The organism is Saccharothrix coeruleofusca, from assembly GCF_017876325.1.
Classification (GTDB): Bacteria; Actinomycetota; Actinomycetes; order Mycobacteriales; family Pseudonocardiaceae; genus Actinosynnema; species Actinosynnema coeruleofuscum.
In genome coordinates, this window is record NZ_JAGINV010000001.1 from 693247 (window position 1) to 708064 (window position 14818).

Consider the following 14818-nt stretch of genomic DNA (forward strand, 5'->3'; position numbering starts at 1 on the left):
AGCTCAGGCGTTCGGGATCTTCTCGAACGCCTTGGTGACCAGCTTGCGGGCGATGTCGCAGGTGTCCGCCCCCTCGACGGGGGTCACCGTGGCGATCAGCGCCGGGGTGATCGCCTTAGGGTCGTCGGTGAGCATGACCATGACGGTGCAGTCGCCCTGCTCGTCGATCTCGTAGGCGGTGTTGCCGCCGAGCTCGAACGGGCGGGCGGCGTCGTTGTGGTTGGCGACGGTCACCATGAGCAGCACGACGACGAACGGGTCCTCGGTGATCTGCACGCAGCCCTTCTGCCCCGCCTGCCGCGCGCCGATGGTGGAGGCCACCTCTTCGGGGGAGAGGATGTCGCAGTCCTCGAAGCCGGTGGTCTTCTTCCGCTGCGTGATCTTGACGCCGGTGGGCTGCCCGCTGCCGGTGGGGGAGCCCTTCGCGCTGGTGGTGGGCCGCTGCTCGGCGGAGTCCCCGGTGGGCCGCGCGGAGGTCCTGGTGGGCGCCTTGGCCGAGCTCCCGGTGGGGCTGGGCTCGTCGACCGCGGACTCCCTGGCCGCCACCGGGTTGCCCGCGACCTGCTGGGCGCAGGCGCCCAGGCCGAGGGCCAGCACCGCGGTCACGGCGGCCAGGGTGGAGACTCGTCGCAGCTGCATGGCGCTTGGACCCCGTTCCGACCAGCGGGGTTCCATCTTCGAATGGCGTTTCCCGACCCGCTGTCGCGGCAGACTCTAAGCGCACTTCACGCGCGCTGCGCCCGGAGACCTACCACCGCGTGGGTTAGGTTGCGGGCATGGGCGCCAACACCGCCGCCAGTCCCGCCGTCAGCACCGCGGTCAAGGCCGCCGTCGTCTGGGACGAGGCGTTCCTCGGCTACGACCTGGGCGGGGACCACCCGCTTAACCCGGTCCGGCTGGACCTGACCGTCCGGCTGGCCGCCGAGCTGGGGGTGCTCGACGGGGTCGAGCTGGTGCGGCCGGCGCGGGCCGACGACGCCGAGATCGAGCGGGTGCACGAGCCGGGCTACCTGTCCGCCGTGCGGGCCGCGCCGAGCGCGGGCTGGGACGTCGGGCACGGCCTCGGCACCCCGGACAACCCGGTGTTCGACCGGATGCACGAGGCGTCCGCGCTGGTCGTCGGCGGGTCGCTGGCCGCGGCGCGGGCCATCGCCTCGGGCGCGGTCGACCGCGCGGTGAACATCGCGGGCGGGCTGCACCACGCGATGCGCGACCACGCCGCCGGGTTCTGCGTCTACAACGACTGCGCCGTGGCCATCTCCTGGTTGCTGGACAACGGCTTCGACCGGATCGCCTACATCGACACCGACGTGCACCACGGCGACGGCGTGCAGGCGGCGTTCTACGACGACCCTCGGGTGCTGACGGTGTCGCTGCACCAGCACCCGCTGAGCCTGTGGCCGGGCACCGGCAGGCCCGCCGAGCTGGGCGGGCCGGGCGCGGAGGGCACGGCGGTGAACCTGGCGCTGCCGCCGGGCACCTCCGACCGGGGCTGGCTGCGCGCCTTCCACGCCGTGGTGCCCTCGGTGCTCAAGGCGTTCCGGCCGCAGCTGCTGGTCACCCAGTGCGGCGTGGACACCCACCGGGAGGACCCGCTGGCGGACCTGTCGCTGACCGTGGACGGGCACCGCGCGATCTACCGGGCGCTGCGCGAGCTGGCCGCGACCACGGCGGGCGGGCGCTGGCTGGCCCTGGGCGGCGGCGGGTACGAGCTGCTGCGCGTGGTCCCGCGCTCGTGGACGCACCTGCTGGCCACCGTGCTGGACCGCGACCTGGACCCGGAGACGCCGCTGCCCGCGGGGTGGGTGGCGCGCACCAGCGCGCTGGCGCCGCACCGGCCGCTGCCCGCGTCCATGACCGACGGCGCGGACGTGGCCCACGAGCCGTGGGGCGGGGTCACCTCGCAACCCGTGGACACCGCGGTCCTGGAAACCCGGCGCGCGCTGTTCCCGCTGCACGGCCTGGACCCCGAGGACCCGAGGGACTAGCCGTGGACCCCTTCGACTACCCCCGGCACTGGGAGGCCGACGTCGTGCTCAGCGACGGCGGCACGGTGCACCTGCGCCCGATCACCCCGGACGACGCCGACCGCCTGCTGGCCTTCCACGGCAGGCTGTCCGAGCGCACCCGCTACTTCCGCTACTTCGGCCCGTACCCGCGGATGCCCCAGCGCGACCTCCAGCGGTTCAGCACCGTCGACCACGCCGACCGGGTGGCCTTCGCGGCGCTGCTGGGCGACGACATCGTCGCGGTCGGCCGCTACGACCGGCTCGGCGACGGCGGCTCGGCCGAGGTGGCGTTCGTGGTGCGGGACGACCACCAGGGGCGCGGCCTGGGCTCGATCCTGCTGGAGCACCTGGCCGCGGCGGCGCGCGAGCGCGGGCTGAGCCGGTTCACCGCGGAGGTGCTGGCGGAGAACGGCCAGATGGTGCGGGTCTTCCGGGACGCGGGCTACTCGGTGCGCCGGGCCTTCGACGAGGGCGTGCTGCACCTGGAGTTCGACATCGACCCCACCGAGGAGTCGGTGGTGGTCGCCCGCGCCCGCGAGCAGGCCGCCGAGGCGCGCAGCGTGCACAACCTGCTGCACCCCCGCTCGGTGGCGGTGATCGGCGCGTCCACCGACCGCACCAAGATCGGCCACGCGGTGCTGGCCAACCTGCTGGCCGCGGACTTCCACGGACCGGTCTACCCGGTCAACGCCGAGCACCGGTCGGTGCGCGGGGTGCGGGCCTACCCGTCGGTGCTGGACATCCCCGACGACGTGGACCTGGCCGTGGTCGCGGTGCCCGCGGCGGGCGTGGACGAGGTGATGGACGCCTGCCTGGCCAAGGGGGTCAAGGCGCTGGTGGTGGTCTCGGCCGGGTTCGGCGAGACCGGTCCCGGCGGGCTCAGCGCCGAGCGCAGGCTGGTCGCCGAGGCCCGCGCGCACGGCATGCGGGTGGTCGGGCCGAACGCGCTGGGCGTGCTCAACACCGATCCCGCGGTGCGGCTGAACGCGACGCTGGCGCCGCACCTGCCCGCGCTGGGCCGCACCGGCTTCTTCTGCCAGTCCGGCGCGCTGGGCACCGCGATCCTGGCCACCGCGGCGCAGCGCGGCCTCGGCCTGTCCACGTTCGTCAGCGCGGGCAACCGGGCCGACGTCTCCGGCAACGACCTGCTGCAGTACTGGGAGACCGACCCGGCCACCGACGTGGTGCTGCTGTACCTGGAGTCGTTCGGCAACCCGCGCAAGTTCGCCAGGCTGGCCCGCAGGCTGGGCCGCAGCAAGCCGATCGTGGCGGTGAAGTCGGGCAGGCACGCGGTCACCCCGGCGCTGGCCGCGACCTCGGTGCCGGTGGACGAGCCCAGCGTGCAGGCGCTGTTCGAGCAGGCGGGCGTGATCCGGGTGGAGTCGCTGGCGCAGCTGTTCGACACCGCGCTGCTGCTGGCGCACCAGCCGCTGCCGTCCGGGCCGAGGGTCGGCGTGGTGGGCAACTCCACCGCGATCGGCCTGCTGGCCGCGGACACCGCGCTGGCGCAGGGGCTGGAGCTGGCGGGCGAGCCGGTGGACGTGGGCGCGCAGGCCACGCCGGAGGCGTTCGCGGGGGCGGTGCGCCGGGCCTTGGAGGACGAGGGGACCGACGCGCTGGTGGTGGTGTTCGTGCCGCCGCTGGCGGTGCCCGGCGCGGAGTTCGCCCGCGCGCTGCGCGAGGTGGTGGAGCAGACCGGCAGCGGCAAGCCGATCGCCTCGACGTTCCTGGCGGTGGAGGGCGTGCCGGACGAGCTGGCGGTGCCCGGTCCCGGTGGCGCGCCCGGCCGGGGTTCGGTGCCGTCCTACCCGAGCCCGGAGCGGGCGGTGGCCTCGCTGGCCCGCGTCACCCGCTACGCCCGCTGGCGGTCCGCGCCGCAGGGCCGGTTCACCCGGCCCGCGGGCATCGACCCGGAGGCGGCGCACCGGCTGGTCGCCTCGCTGCGGCTGGACGAGGGCGGCGAGCGGCAGGTCGACGACGACACCGCGGTGCGGCTGCTGGCGTGCTACGGCGTGGAGGTGGTGCCCTTCCGGGTGGTGGGCGACGCGGACGAGGCGGTGGTGGCGGCGGCCGCGCTGGGCTACCCGGTGGTGCTCAAGTCCACCGCCGAGCGGCTGCGGCACCGCACGGACCTGGTGGGCGTGCGGCTGGACCTGGCGAGCGCGCAGGCGGTGCGCACGGCCTACGAGATGCTGGCCGAGATCTCCGGGCAGTCCGACGTGTACGTGCAGCGCATGGCCCCCAAGGGCATCTCCTGCGTGCTGGGGCTCCAGGACGACCCGTCGTTCGGCACGCTGGTGTCGTTCGGGTTGTCCGGTGTGGTCAGCGACCTGCTGGGGGACCGGGCGTACCGGGCGGTGCCGCTGACCGACGCGGACGCGGCGGCGCTGGTGCGCGCCCCGAAGGCGGCCCCGCTGCTGGCGGGCTACCGCGGCGGGGAGTCCGCCGACCTGCCCGCGCTGCAGGAGCTGGTGCTGCGGCTGGCGGCGTTGGCCGAGGACGTGCCGGAGGTGCGGGAACTGGCGCTGGAGCCGGTGCTGGCCAGCGCCGCCGGGGCCTACGTCAGCAACGCGCGGATCACCCTGGGGCCGCCGCCGTCGCGGCACGACAGCGGTCCGCGCAGGCTGCGCTCGCCCGGTGGGGTGGCGTGATCCGCACCCCACTCCGCTGGCGGTCTGGCGGGCGCGTTCGGGCACGTAGGCTCGATTCCGTGACCGCATCGCACCCCCTGCCCCAGTACCGCGCCCAGTACCGCGCGGACGGACCGGTCCGGGCGGGCATCCCCGAGCACGGCCGGGTTCCGCGCTACTACGCGGTCAAGACCGAGCTGCTGTGGCTGGTCGACTCGCTGGGCGAGGGCGCCGCGCTGCCGTCGGAGCGGGAGCTGGCCGAGCGGTTCTCGGTCTCGCGGGTGACGCTGCGCCAAGCGGTCGGCGAGCTGGTCATGGAGGGCAAGCTGCAGCGCCGCCAGGGCAGCGGGACCTACGTGGCCCCGCCGAAGCTGGTGCAGCCGCTGTCGCTGGTCAGCTACACGGAGGGGATGCGCAGGCAGGGCGTGGCGCCCGCGCGCAGCGTGATCACCGTGGAGCACCTGCCCGCCGACGAGGTGCTGGCCCGCGACCTGGCCATCGGCCACGGCGACCAGGTGGTGCACCTGGAGCGGGTGCTGCTGGCCGACGACGAGCGGGTCGGCCTGGAGTCGACCTACCTGTCGGTCGAGCGGTTCCCGACGCTGCTGGAGGTCCTCGACCCCACCAAGTCGTTGTACGAGTGCCTGACCGGCAAGCTGGGCGTGGTGTTCGGCGAGGCCGAGGAGCGGGTGGAGACGGTGCTGGCGACGCCGCGCGAGGCGCTGCTGATCGGCACCAACCCGGCGCTGCCGATGCTGCTGCTGCACCGGGTGTCCCGCGACGCCCAAGGCGTGCCGGTAGAGCGGGTGCGGTCGCTGTACCGGGGGGACCGGTTCAGCTTCACCGCCCGCCTGCGGCCCGACCGGTAGCGCTCCCGCGGTCCTCAGAGGACCGCGGGGGATCGGCGCAGGGGATCGGCGCAGGGGATCGGCGCAGGGATCGGCGCAGGGATCGGCGCAGGGGAGGGTCGCTGCTCCGGGTGGCTCAGCCCGTGCCGTCCTCCGGTGCGCCAACGGCGTCGCGTACCGCTGAACGTCAGCAGATCGCAACCGGATAGCGGCCGTTGGCAGGCACGCGTACCTGCCCTTGCGAAGGTACCGTTGGTGCTGGACGTGAGTCCTCCTCACCCGCAAGGGCGCGGGGGAAGCGGGGTGGTTCGCCGTGACCTTCAAAGAGGAGTTCCTGCAGGAACTCGAGGACTGCCTGCGCGGGTACGGCGCGGTGCCCGTCCTCAACCACAACGCGCTCGCGCGGTTCGTGGACTTCGTGCGCGCGCTGCCCGAGGACGACCTGCGGCTGCGCTGCCTGACCAACGTCGACCAGGGGTCCGGCTCGTTCTGGAACAACCCGGCGGTGTGGTGGGAGCTGGTGCCGCGGTTCGGGGTGGCGCACTGCGACTGCGGCGGGCTGCTGGACCGGATGCTGGACGAGGCCATCAGCGACGAGATCGACGTGCTGGAGATGGAGATCCGGGAGCTGCCGGGCTGATCGGCCCGGCAGCTCCCGCCCCAGGGGGTCGTCACCCGTTGTGCACCCGGGTCGCCGGACGCACAACGGGGTGCTGGGTGGGGTGGGCTCAGACCGAGGTGAGGCGTTCGAAGAAGGAGCGGTAGCGCCGCAGCGCCAGGCGCAGCTCCTCGGTGTCCACCCGCTCGCCCTCCTGCCACTGGCCCTCCAGCGAGCGCTTGTGCTCGGCGAAGGTGGTGGCCAGGCTCTGGATCACCTGCGCGACGAGTTCGTCGGCGCGGTGCACGGCTTCGCGCGGGCTGTCGACGAAGTCGACCTGCAGCGCCCGCCACTGCTCGCGGAACCGGTCGACCTCGTCCTCGGTGAACAGCTGGACGTCCGGTTGCCGGACCTCCTCGACTTCCCCCGGCTCGGCGTACTCGGCCTCGACGGCGTAGTCGCGCTGGTCGTAGTCGGACTGGACGTGGTCGGCCCGGTCGTGGTCGGGCTCATTCCCGCGCGGGCGCGCGGGGTTCTCGGTGACGAGCACCCGCTCGTCCGGCCGCTGGTGGTCGGTCATCACCGCGCCCCTTCCCGGCGCCTGCCCAGCAGCTCCTCGAACAGCGCGCGGTAGTGCACCATCGCGTTGCGCAGGTCCTCGGTCGTGGCCTCGCCCCTGTCCTGGCGCTGCGAGATGGCGTGCGCGGCGCGGTAGTCCGCCAGCGTCCGCGCGTGCTCGACCGACAGCAGCGACATGCGCTGCTCGTAGCCCTCGGTGGGGTAGCCGCGCTCGGCCATCAGCGCGGTCACCAGGCGATCGGCCTGGCCGACCGCCTCGGCGGGCGCGTCGACGAACATCTCCTGGACCTTGGCCCAGTTCTGGACGTAGTTCTCGCGCGTGCCCTCGTCGAGGGCGCGCAGGTCCAGCTTGGCGTGGGCGCGTTCCCGCTCGGCCAGCTCCCGCTCGGCGGCCATGCGGTTGCCGTTGCGCTCGACCGCGCGCTGGTACTCGGGGCCGAACTTCCGGCGCAGGTGCCTGCGCTGCAGGTAGGTCTTCAGCAGCACCGCGGCCACGGCCAGTGCGACCAGCACGGCGACGACAACGCCGATGGTGGTGCCGGTGGACATCTCCGCCTCCTAGGGTCTGGATGTCCACCGGGTTGCCGTCACGTGCCGGGCACAAACCTGGACGACCTCGCGCGCGGACCGCCCCGCCACCGCGACGAGCGCCGATTTTCCCGCTGTGGCAAGGAGTTTCAGCGGCTGACCGCCTTGCGGTACTGGCGGGTCGCCAGCGGCACGAAGACCAGCAGCAGGACCACCGTCCAGAGCAACGTGGTCAGCACCGGGTGCCGCAGCGGCCACACGTCGGGCGCGGGGAAGGCGGGGTTGGTGTTGCCGAACAGCTCGCGCGCCGCCGCCGTCACCGCGGAGATGGGGTTCCACTGGGCGAAGGTCTTCAGCGGTCCCGGCAGGTTGCCCTCCTGCACGAAGGTGTTCGCGATGAAGGTCAGCGGGAAGATCACGATGAAGCTGGCGTTGTTGAACACCTCCGGGCTGCGCACCAGCAGGCCCACGATCGCCATGCCCCAGGACACCGCGTAGGCGAACAGCAGCAGCAGCGCGAACCCGGCCAGCGCCTCCCCGAACGACGAGTGGATGCGCCAGCCGACCAGCAGACCGGTCACCGACATCACCACGATGACCAGCGCGTTGTTGACCAGGTCGCTGGTGGTGCGGCCGATCAGCACGGCGGAGCGGGCCATCGGCAGCGAGCGGAACCGGTCGATCACGCCCTTCTGCATGTCCTCGGCCAGGCCGCTGCCGGTGATGGTGGCCCCGAAGATGACCGTCTGGGCGAAGATGCCCGCCATCAGGAACTCGCGGTAGTCCATGCCGGGGATCTCGATCGAGCCGCCGAACACGTAGGCGAACAGCAGCACGAACATGATCGGCGAGAGCGTGGAGAACACCAGCAGGTCCGGCACCCGCTTGATCTTGATCAGGTTGCGCTTGGCGACCACCGCGCCGTCGCCGAGCGCCTGCGTGAACGTGCTCATGCCCCCCGCTCCTCCTCGGCCCGCTCCTCGGCGCCGTGCCCGGTCAGCGCGAGGAAAACGTCATCCAGCGTCGGCCTGCGCAGGCCGATGTCGAGCACCTTGACCGCTTCCGCGTCCAGCCTGCGGATGCCGTCGACCAGCACGTGGGCTCCGCCCGAGACGGGCACGGTCAGCCGGTGGCCGCGCTCGTCGAGCACGATCTCGCCGATCGCCAGCGGGGCCAGCGCCGCGCGGGCCGACGCCGCCTCCTGCGCCGAGCCGACCGACAGCTCCAGCCGCTCGCCGCCGACCTGGTCCTTGAGCTCGTCGGCGGTGCCCAGCGCGATGACCCGGCCGTGGTCGATGACCGCGATCCGGTCGGCCAGCCGGTCGGCCTCCTCCAGGTACTGGGTGGTCAGCAGCAGCGTGGTGCCGCCCGCGACCAGCTCGGCGATCACGTCCCACATGCCGAGCCTGCTGCGCGGGTCCAGGCCGGTGGTCGGCTCGTCCAGGAACAGCACCGACGGCCTGGCCACCAGCGCCCCGGCCAGGTCCAGCCGCCGCCGCATCCCGCCGGAGTACCCCTTCACCGGCCGGTCGGCCGCCTCGACCAGGTCGAACCGCTCCAGCAGCTCCCGCGCCCGCTCCCGGCTGCGCGCCCGGCCCAGGTGGTACAGCCGCCCCACCATGTCCAGGTTCTCGAAGCCGGTCAGGTTCTCGTCCACCGCCGCGTACTGGCCGGACAGGCCGATCCTGCCGCGCAGCTCGCGCGCGTCGGCCACCACGTCGAGCCCGGCGACCCGCGCCGTGCCCCGGTCCGCGCGCAGCAGGGTGGTGAGCACCCGCACCGCCGTCGTCTTGCCCGCGCCGTTCGGGCCCAGCAGCCCCATCACGGTGCCCTCCGGCACCGCCAGGTCGAGCCCGTTCAGCGCCACCACCGACCCGTAGCGCTTGACCAGCCCCTCGGCCAGGATCGCCTCCGCCATGCGCGCCATCATGAACGAGGGGACCGACAATTTCGCGCCAATTACCCGACCGCCCACTGAGGACGCGAGAAGTTGCGCATTGGGCAAAGAATGTGGTGCTGTGCGCGGTGTGCAGATCCGCCGGGCCACCCCCACCGACCTGTCCGCGCTCCTCACCCTCGTGGGTGAGTTCTACCGAGCGGACCACCACCACTACGACGAGCAGCGCGTGATCCGGGCGCTGGAACCGCTTCTCGTCGACGACAACTACGGGCAGGTGTGGTTGTTCGACACCGGTTACGCGGTGGTCACCTGGAGCTACTCACTGGAATCGGGTGGGCGCGACGCGCTGGTGGACGAGTTCTACGTGCGCAATCGCGGTCGGGGAGTGGGCGGTGCGGTAATGCGAGCACTGCTCGGGAAATGTCGTGAAGCAGGCGCGCTGAAGGTCTTCCTGGAAACCGAGGAGCACAACGACGCGGCACGCCGGTTCTACCGGCGGCACGGGTTCGAGGTGGAGCGGTCCACCTGGCTGAGCCGGGAGCTGTGAACCGGCGGGCGCCTCGCCGGTTCGGGTCGGGCTCAGCAGCAGCCCGCTGAGCAGCAGTCGGCCGAGCAGCCGCACTCGTCGTCCATGGTCGTCACCTCCCCTCCGGTGGGCACCAGTCCCCCTGGTCCAGCTCCGGGCAGCGCCCGGACGGCAGGCCGCCGACCAGCTCGACCAGCTCCGCGCGCAGCGCGGACAGCCGCGCCAGCTCGGCGTCCAGCTCGGCGATGTGCCGGTGCAGCATGGTCTCGGCGGGCTCGCACGGGCACACGCCGGTGTCGCGCACCGCCAGCAGGTCGGCGATCTCCTTCAGCCGCAGCCCCAGCTTCTGGCAGCCGCGCACGAACCGCAGCCGGTCCACGGCCTCGGCCGGGTAGCGGCGGTAGCCGGAGGCCGACCGCGGTGGCGGCGGCAGCAGCCCCGCCCGCTCGTAGTACCGGACGGTGTCCGGGCGCACGCCGACCGCGTCGGCCAGTTCCGCAACGCGCATGACCCGACGGTAGACCTTGGAGCGGACTCCAAGGTCAAGCCGCTGTTCGGCAGGGCGTCTCAGGGAAGCGGATACGCACCCGCACGTGCTCGATCGAAGGAAGCGCTCCTGCTCACTACTGTGGTCAGCAGTTCCGTGTGCGAGGTGAGGAGCGAACCCGATGGCAGCCGTCCAAACCCGCCGCAAGCGCAAGCTCGGGCAGTTCCTGCACGCCCTGCGCAAGCGCGCGGGCAAGACCGAGGCCGACTACCACGCGCTGACCCGCAAGACGCAGTCGACGCTGTCCCGGATGGAGAACGGCTACATCAGTCCCAGTTGGACCGAGCTGGGGGCGCTGCTGGGGCTGTACGGGGCCAGTGAGAGCGAGCGGCGCGAAGCCGAAGCGCTCTGGGAGGACGCCAAGCAGGACGGCACCCGCCTGGTGCACGCCGCCGCGTTCACCCCCGAGGCGCGCACCTACGCGCGGCAGGAGGCGGACGCGACCGAGGTGCGCACCATCGAGATGATCGTGATCCCCGGCCTGCTCCAGACGCCCGCCTACGCCGCGGCGATCCGGCTGGCCGGGCGGCGCTTCCTGGACCCGTCGGTCTCGGTGGAGCAGGCCATCGCCGCGCTCGCGGGCAGGCAGCGGAGGCTGCCCCAGCTGACGCTGCACGCGGTGATCGACGAGGCGGCGCTGCACCGGGTGGTCGGCGGACGGGAGGTGATGCGGGCCCAGCTGCTGCACTTGTTGGAGGCGGCCAAGCAACCCAACATCACCATTCGGGTGATCCCGTTTGGAGCAGGGGCCTACGGAACGATGTCCGGCGGTGGTGCCACGGCGTTGCGTTTCGAAGAGGACGATCCCTCGGCCGTGTACTTGGAGTACGCAGGCGGGGGTAAGTGGGTGGACAATCCTGCGGACGTGCAAAATTACCTGCTGCACTTCGACGAGATCATCACCGAGGTCGCCTTGTCGCCCAAGGAGTCGGCCTCCCTCATCCGCACACTGGCTACCGCACTGAAGGAAACATGACCAACAACGAGACGTGGCGCAGAAGCTCCTATTCCGGCGCGGGCAACAACTGCGTCGAGTTGGCCGTTGACCGAACAACGACACGGGTGCGCGACAGCAAGTGCCCCGGCCCCGAACTGACCTTTGCGGACCGTCCTTTCCGAGCTTTCCTCACCGGACTCGCGACCGCCCCGCGCGCGGCCGCCGGGCACCCGGTCCGGTAACCGGCACCACCGACCCGCCGTCGCCCCGGCGTCGCGGTCACCGTGCCGCCGTGGGCGACGACGCCGACCCGCCCACCGCGCCACCAGCCGCCCGGTTCTGAAAACGATTGCACCCCTCCGGCCCCGCCCATCGCGGAGGAGGAGGACCCCCTCGCAGTGCTCGCCCGCTTCCACGTGCGGACAGGTGTGCGCGAAGCGATGAAGCGGTAGCCAGGAGGGGCTACCGCTTCGCTCCCGACGGGGCCGCCCGCCTGCGCTGATCGGTCAGTGCGTGCCGAGCACGCCGTCCACGCGGCGCGGGATGCCCAGCGGGTTGTCCGCGCGCAGCTCGGCGGGCAGCAGGGCCTCCGGCCACGACTGGTAGGTCACCGGGGCCAGCCAGCGGCGGATCGAGGTCGCGCCGACGGAGGTGTGCAGCGGGTTGGTCGTGGCAGGCCACGGCCCGCCGTGGTGCATCCCCCACGCCACGGCCACGCCGGTGGGCCAGCCGTTGAAGACCATCCTGCCCGCCACCTGGCGCAGCGCCGCGGCGGCCCGGCCCGCCAGCTCGTGCTCGGCGTCGTCGGCGTGCACGGTGCCGGTGAGCGTGCCCGGCAGCTTCGGCAGCACCGCCAGCAGCCGGTCGACGTCGTCGTAGGTGACCACCACCCCGGTCGGGCCGAAGTGCTCCTCGCTCAGCCGCTCCAGGTTCTCGGCAAAGGTCTCCAGCCCGACCTCGAACAGCCGGGGCTCGACACTCCACCCCCCGTCGGGCGCGGTGCCGCGGGCCACCTGCCGCACCAGCTCGGACGAGGCCAGCTCATCGGTGCCCGAGCGGTAGGAGTCGCGCATCCGCTCGTTGAGCATCGGCCCACCACTGGCGGCGGCCACCGCCCGCGCCAGCGCGGGCACCAGCGACGGCGGCGTGAACAGCAGTCCGGGGTTGGTGCAGAACTGGCCCACGCCCAGGGTGAGCGAGTCCGCGAAGCCCCGCGCGAGCTCCTCGGGCCGTCGCGCCGCCGCGCCGGGCAGCACCACGGCCGGGTTCACGCTGCCCAGCTCGCCGTAGAAGGGGATCGGGTCGGGCCGGGACTGCGCCAGGTCGAACAGCGCCCGCCCGCCGCCGGTGGAACCGGTGAAGCCGACCGCGCGGATCGCCGGGTGCCGCACCAGCGCCACGCCCGCCCCGGTGCCGTGGACGACGCCGAAGACGCCCTCCGGCAGCGCGGAGGCGAGCACCTCGGCGGTGGCCCGCGACGTGCCGGGGTGCGACGGGTGCGCCTTGAGCACCACCGGGCAGCCCGCCGCCAGCGCCGAGGCGGTGTCCCCGCCCGCGGTCGAGAAGGCGAACGGGAAGTTGGACGCGGAGAACACCGCGACCGTCCCGAGTGGACGCAGCATCCGCCGCAGCTCGGGGCGGGGCGGGATGGTGTCCGGGTCGGCCGAGTCCAGCACCGCCTCGACGTAGCTGCCCTCCCGCAGCACCCCGCCGAACAGCCGCAGCTGGTTGGTGGTGCGCTTGAGCTCGGTGGTCAGCCGGGGCACGCCGAGCGCGGTCTCCGCGTCGGCGATCCCGACCAGTTCCGGCGAGGCCGCGTCCAGCGCGTCCGCCAGCGCGTCCAGCGCCGCCGCGCGCTGCCCGGCGGACAGCGCAGACCAGGCCGGGAAGGCCGCCGCGCCCGCCTCGGCGGCGGCGGCCACCTCGGCGTCGGTGCTCTCCTGGACCGGCTCGCCGTGCGCCCGCCCGGTCCGGGGGTCGTAGCCCTGCACGCTCACCGGCCCGCCTCCTGAACCGCCGTGTCGAACTCCGGGCCGCACCACAGGCCGCCCACGTGCTTGTGCGCCAACGACTCCGGGTCCGGCTCGCCCTGCTCGGCGATCAGCTCGGCGGCGAAGACCTCCGAGTCGTCCTCGGGGGCGTAGCCCAGCGCGCGGGCCTCGTCGAGGGAGAACCAGCGGCGGGTGTTGTCCGACACGCCCCACACCACCCGGAAGCCGGGGGAGGGCGCGGACAGGCACGCCTCGAACAGCCGGGCGCCGTCGTCGGGGGACAGCCAGGTCGACAGCATCCGGGTGTCGCGCGGCTTCTCGAAGCACGAGCCGATGCGCACCGCGATGACGTCCAGGCCGTAGCGGCTGGAGTACATGCTGCCCAGCGCCTCCATCGCCACCTTGCTCACCCCGTAGTAGCTGTCCGGCCGGGGGAACAGGTAGTCGCCCGCCTCGCCGCGCGAGCGCGGGTGGAAGCCCACCGCGTGGTTGGAGCTGGCCAGCACCACCCGCCCGACGCCGCGGCGGCGCGCGGCCTCCAGGACGGTGTGGGTGCCGTCGATGTTGACGTCGAGGATCTGCGCCCACGGCCGTTCCAGGCTGTGCCCGCCCAGGTGGATCACCGCGTCGACGCCCTCGCAGGCCGCCTCCATCGCGGCCTGGTCGGTCACCGACGCGGTGACCAGCTCGACCCGCTCGCCCGGCGCGGCGGGCGGCATCTCGGCGATGTCGAGCAGGCGCAGGACGCGGTCGGGCGCGGCCAGGCGCGGGCGCATGAGCGTGCCGACGCCTCCCGCCGCGCCGGTGATCAGGATGCGTGCGGTCACTAGTGGCCTCTCCGTGGGTCGACGGGTCGTCAGCGGGTCAGCGGCCGAACTGGCGCAGCAGCTCGGTGATCGTGCGGGCCGCGTGCAGCAGCGCGTCCACGACCTGCTTCTCGTGCTCGGGGTCGAGCCTGCCCAGCGGCACCGAGCAGCTCATCGCGTCGAGCACGGGGCTGCGGTAGGGCAGTGCGACGGCGAAGCAGCCCAGGCCGGGCGTGTTCTCCTCGCGCTCGTGGGCGTAGCCCGCCGCGCGGAAGCCCGCCAGCTGCGCGTGCAGCGCGGCGCGGTCGGTGACCGTGTTCGGGGTCAGCGGGTGCAGCCGCGCGGGCAGGAGCGCGTCCACCTCCTGCGGGTCGCGCGCGGCCAGCAGCGCCTTGCCCAGCGACGTGGAGTGCGCGGGCAGCCGCCTGCCCACGCGGGAGACCACCCGCAGGTGGTGCTCGGACTCGCGGCTGGCCAGGTAGACCACGTCCGCGCCGTCCAGCCGGGCCAGGTGGACGGTCTCGTTGACCTCCCGCCGGACCTGCTCCATGACCCGGATGGCCACCCGCACCACCGGGTCGTGGTCGAGGTAGGAGGTGCCCACCAGCAGCGCGCGCACGCCGATGCCGTAGGTGCCCCTGGTGGCGTCCAGCTCCACCCAGCCCCTGGCCACCAGCGTCTGCAGCAGCATGTACAGGCTCGACTTGGGGTAGCTGAGCTCCCGGTGCAGCTCGGTGAGGGTGAGCGGGCGGTCCGAGGCCGAGAGCACCTCCAGCAGCTCCACCGTCCGGTCGGCCGACTTCACCGCGTTCGGCCGTGCGGGTGACGCGGCTCCAGCCACCTGGACCTCCACGGAAACGTTGTGGCACCACGGTCTTGACACGTCGCTGTGGCGATTCTTACAGTCCGCCCAACGGGT

The 14818-nt window shown here is 73.2% G+C and carries 16 protein-coding genes; 7 read left to right on the forward strand and 9 right to left on the reverse strand.

Annotated elements, in window-relative coordinates; translation table 11 throughout:
- Positions 1–3 precede the first annotated feature (3 nt).
- Complete coding sequence (locus JOF41_RS03425; RefSeq protein WP_189221844.1) at positions 4–639, reverse strand: hypothetical protein; 636 nt, start codon at positions 637–639, stop codon at positions 4–6.
- 137 nt (positions 640–776) lie between these two features.
- Between JOF41_RS03425 and JOF41_RS03430 the strand changes: the two genes are divergently transcribed.
- The 4 genes from JOF41_RS03430 to JOF41_RS03445 all read left to right on the forward strand — a co-directional run bounded on the left by JOF41_RS03430 (position 777) and on the right by JOF41_RS03445 (position 6127).
- On the forward strand, positions 777–1988 hold the full coding sequence (locus JOF41_RS03430) for an acetoin utilization protein AcuC (RefSeq protein WP_209616078.1): 1212 nt from the start codon (positions 777–779) through the stop codon (positions 1986–1988).
- Positions 1989–1990: 2 nt separating this feature from the next.
- Positions 1991–4660, forward strand: coding sequence for a bifunctional acetate--CoA ligase family protein/GNAT family N-acetyltransferase (locus tag JOF41_RS03435; protein WP_189221843.1), 2670 nt, complete (start codon positions 1991–1993; stop codon positions 4658–4660).
- A 59-nt stretch (positions 4661–4719) separates the two neighbouring features.
- Positions 4720–5508, forward strand: coding sequence for a GntR family transcriptional regulator (locus tag JOF41_RS03440; protein ID WP_229795094.1), 789 nt, complete (start codon positions 4720–4722; stop codon positions 5506–5508).
- Positions 5509–5800: 292 nt separating this feature from the next.
- Positions 5801–6127 (forward strand): hypothetical protein, encoded by a 327-nt coding sequence (locus JOF41_RS03445; RefSeq protein ID WP_189221842.1) that lies wholly within the window; start codon positions 5801–5803, stop codon positions 6125–6127.
- Positions 6128–6215: 88 nt separating this feature from the next.
- Here the strand turns inward: JOF41_RS03445 and JOF41_RS03450 are convergent, their stop codons facing one another.
- The 4 genes from JOF41_RS03450 to JOF41_RS03465 form a co-directional block, all read right to left on the reverse strand.
- Positions 6216–6665 (reverse strand): hypothetical protein, encoded by a 450-nt coding sequence (locus tag JOF41_RS03450; protein WP_189221841.1) that lies wholly within the window; start codon positions 6663–6665, stop codon positions 6216–6218.
- Entirely contained in the window at positions 6665–7213 is a 549-nt protein-coding gene (locus JOF41_RS03455; protein ID WP_189221840.1) for a hypothetical protein, read from the reverse strand. Before JOF41_RS03455 ends, JOF41_RS03450 begins: the two co-directional genes overlap by 1 nt.
- Positions 7214–7341: 128 nt before the next feature.
- Positions 7342–8145, reverse strand: coding sequence for an ABC transporter permease (locus tag JOF41_RS03460; protein ID WP_189221839.1), 804 nt, complete (start codon positions 8143–8145; stop codon positions 7342–7344).
- Positions 8142–9110 carry an ATP-binding cassette domain-containing protein gene (locus JOF41_RS03465; RefSeq protein WP_189221838.1) on the reverse strand — a complete coding sequence of 323 codons (969 nt, stop codon included), beginning with the start codon at positions 9108–9110 and terminating at the stop codon, positions 8142–8144. Before JOF41_RS03465 ends, JOF41_RS03460 begins: the two co-directional genes overlap by 4 nt.
- Before the next feature lie 100 nt (positions 9111–9210).
- Here JOF41_RS03465 and JOF41_RS03470 point away from each other — a divergent pair, with 100 nt between their 5' ends.
- The gene (locus tag JOF41_RS03470; RefSeq protein ID WP_209616080.1) at positions 9211–9639 is read left to right on the forward strand and encodes a GNAT family N-acetyltransferase; all 429 of its coding nucleotides are present in this window, start codon (positions 9211–9213) and stop codon (positions 9637–9639) included.
- A 91-nt stretch (positions 9640–9730) separates the two neighbouring features.
- Here the strand turns inward: JOF41_RS03470 and JOF41_RS03475 are convergent, their stop codons facing one another.
- Positions 9731–10126 carry a heavy metal-responsive transcriptional regulator gene (locus JOF41_RS03475; RefSeq protein WP_189221837.1) on the reverse strand — a complete coding sequence of 132 codons (396 nt, stop codon included), beginning with the start codon at positions 10124–10126 and terminating at the stop codon, positions 9731–9733.
- Positions 10127–10286: 160 nt separating this feature from the next.
- On the opposite strand from JOF41_RS03475, the gene JOF41_RS03480 reads away from it, so the two are divergent.
- The gene (locus JOF41_RS03480) at positions 10287–11141 is read left to right on the forward strand and encodes a helix-turn-helix domain-containing protein (RefSeq protein ID WP_189221836.1); all 855 of its coding nucleotides are present in this window, start codon (positions 10287–10289) and stop codon (positions 11139–11141) included.
- Positions 11138–11344 carry a DUF397 domain-containing protein gene (locus JOF41_RS03485; protein ID WP_189221835.1) on the forward strand — a complete coding sequence of 69 codons (207 nt, stop codon included), beginning with the start codon at positions 11138–11140 and terminating at the stop codon, positions 11342–11344. The genes JOF41_RS03480 and JOF41_RS03485 overlap by 4 nt, the downstream gene beginning before the upstream one ends.
- Positions 11345–11608: 264 nt before the next feature.
- Here JOF41_RS03485 and JOF41_RS03490 read toward each other — a convergent pair whose 3' ends face one another.
- From JOF41_RS03490 to JOF41_RS38100, 3 genes are read right to left on the reverse strand one after another with little or no spacing between them, the layout of a single operon-like run.
- Complete coding sequence (locus tag JOF41_RS03490; RefSeq protein ID WP_307867215.1) at positions 11609–13099, reverse strand: aldehyde dehydrogenase (NADP(+)); 1491 nt, start codon at positions 13097–13099, stop codon at positions 11609–11611.
- Positions 13096–13920, reverse strand: a complete 825-nt coding sequence (locus JOF41_RS03495; RefSeq protein WP_189221833.1) for an NAD-dependent epimerase/dehydratase family protein — start codon at positions 13918–13920, stop codon at positions 13096–13098. Before JOF41_RS03495 ends, JOF41_RS03490 begins: the two co-directional genes overlap by 4 nt.
- A 37-nt stretch (positions 13921–13957) precedes the next feature.
- Entirely contained in the window at positions 13958–14740 is a 783-nt protein-coding gene (locus tag JOF41_RS38100; protein WP_189221832.1) for an IclR family transcriptional regulator, read from the reverse strand.
- Positions 14741–14818 lie beyond the last annotated feature (78 nt).

Excerpts from the sequence above, each read along its gene's own strand:
- JOF41_RS03430 (WP_209616078.1), top strand. The coding sequence starts at position 777 with ATGGGCGCCAACACCGCCGCCAGTCCCGCCGTCAGCACCGCGGTCAAG.
- JOF41_RS03465 (WP_189221838.1), bottom strand. The coding sequence starts at position 9,110 with ATGGCGGAGGCGATCCTGGCCGAGGGGCTGGTCAAGCGCTACGGGTCG.
- JOF41_RS03475 (WP_189221837.1), bottom strand. The coding sequence starts at position 10,126 with ATGCGCGTTGCGGAACTGGCCGACGCGGTCGGCGTGCGCCCGGACACC.
- JOF41_RS03425 (WP_189221844.1), bottom strand. The coding sequence starts at position 639 with ATGCAGCTGCGACGAGTCTCCACCCTGGCCGCCGTGACCGCGGTGCTG.
- JOF41_RS03455 (WP_189221840.1), bottom strand. The coding sequence starts at position 7,213 with ATGTCCACCGGCACCACCATCGGCGTTGTCGTCGCCGTGCTGGTCGCA.
- JOF41_RS03460 (WP_189221839.1), bottom strand. The coding sequence starts at position 8,145 with ATGAGCACGTTCACGCAGGCGCTCGGCGACGGCGCGGTGGTCGCCAAG.
- JOF41_RS03485 (WP_189221835.1), top strand. The coding sequence starts at position 11,138 with ATGACCAACAACGAGACGTGGCGCAGAAGCTCCTATTCCGGCGCGGGC.
- JOF41_RS03480 (WP_189221836.1), top strand. The coding sequence starts at position 10,287 with ATGGCAGCCGTCCAAACCCGCCGCAAGCGCAAGCTCGGGCAGTTCCTG.
- JOF41_RS03450 (WP_189221841.1), bottom strand. The coding sequence starts at position 6,665 with ATGACCGACCACCAGCGGCCGGACGAGCGGGTGCTCGTCACCGAGAAC.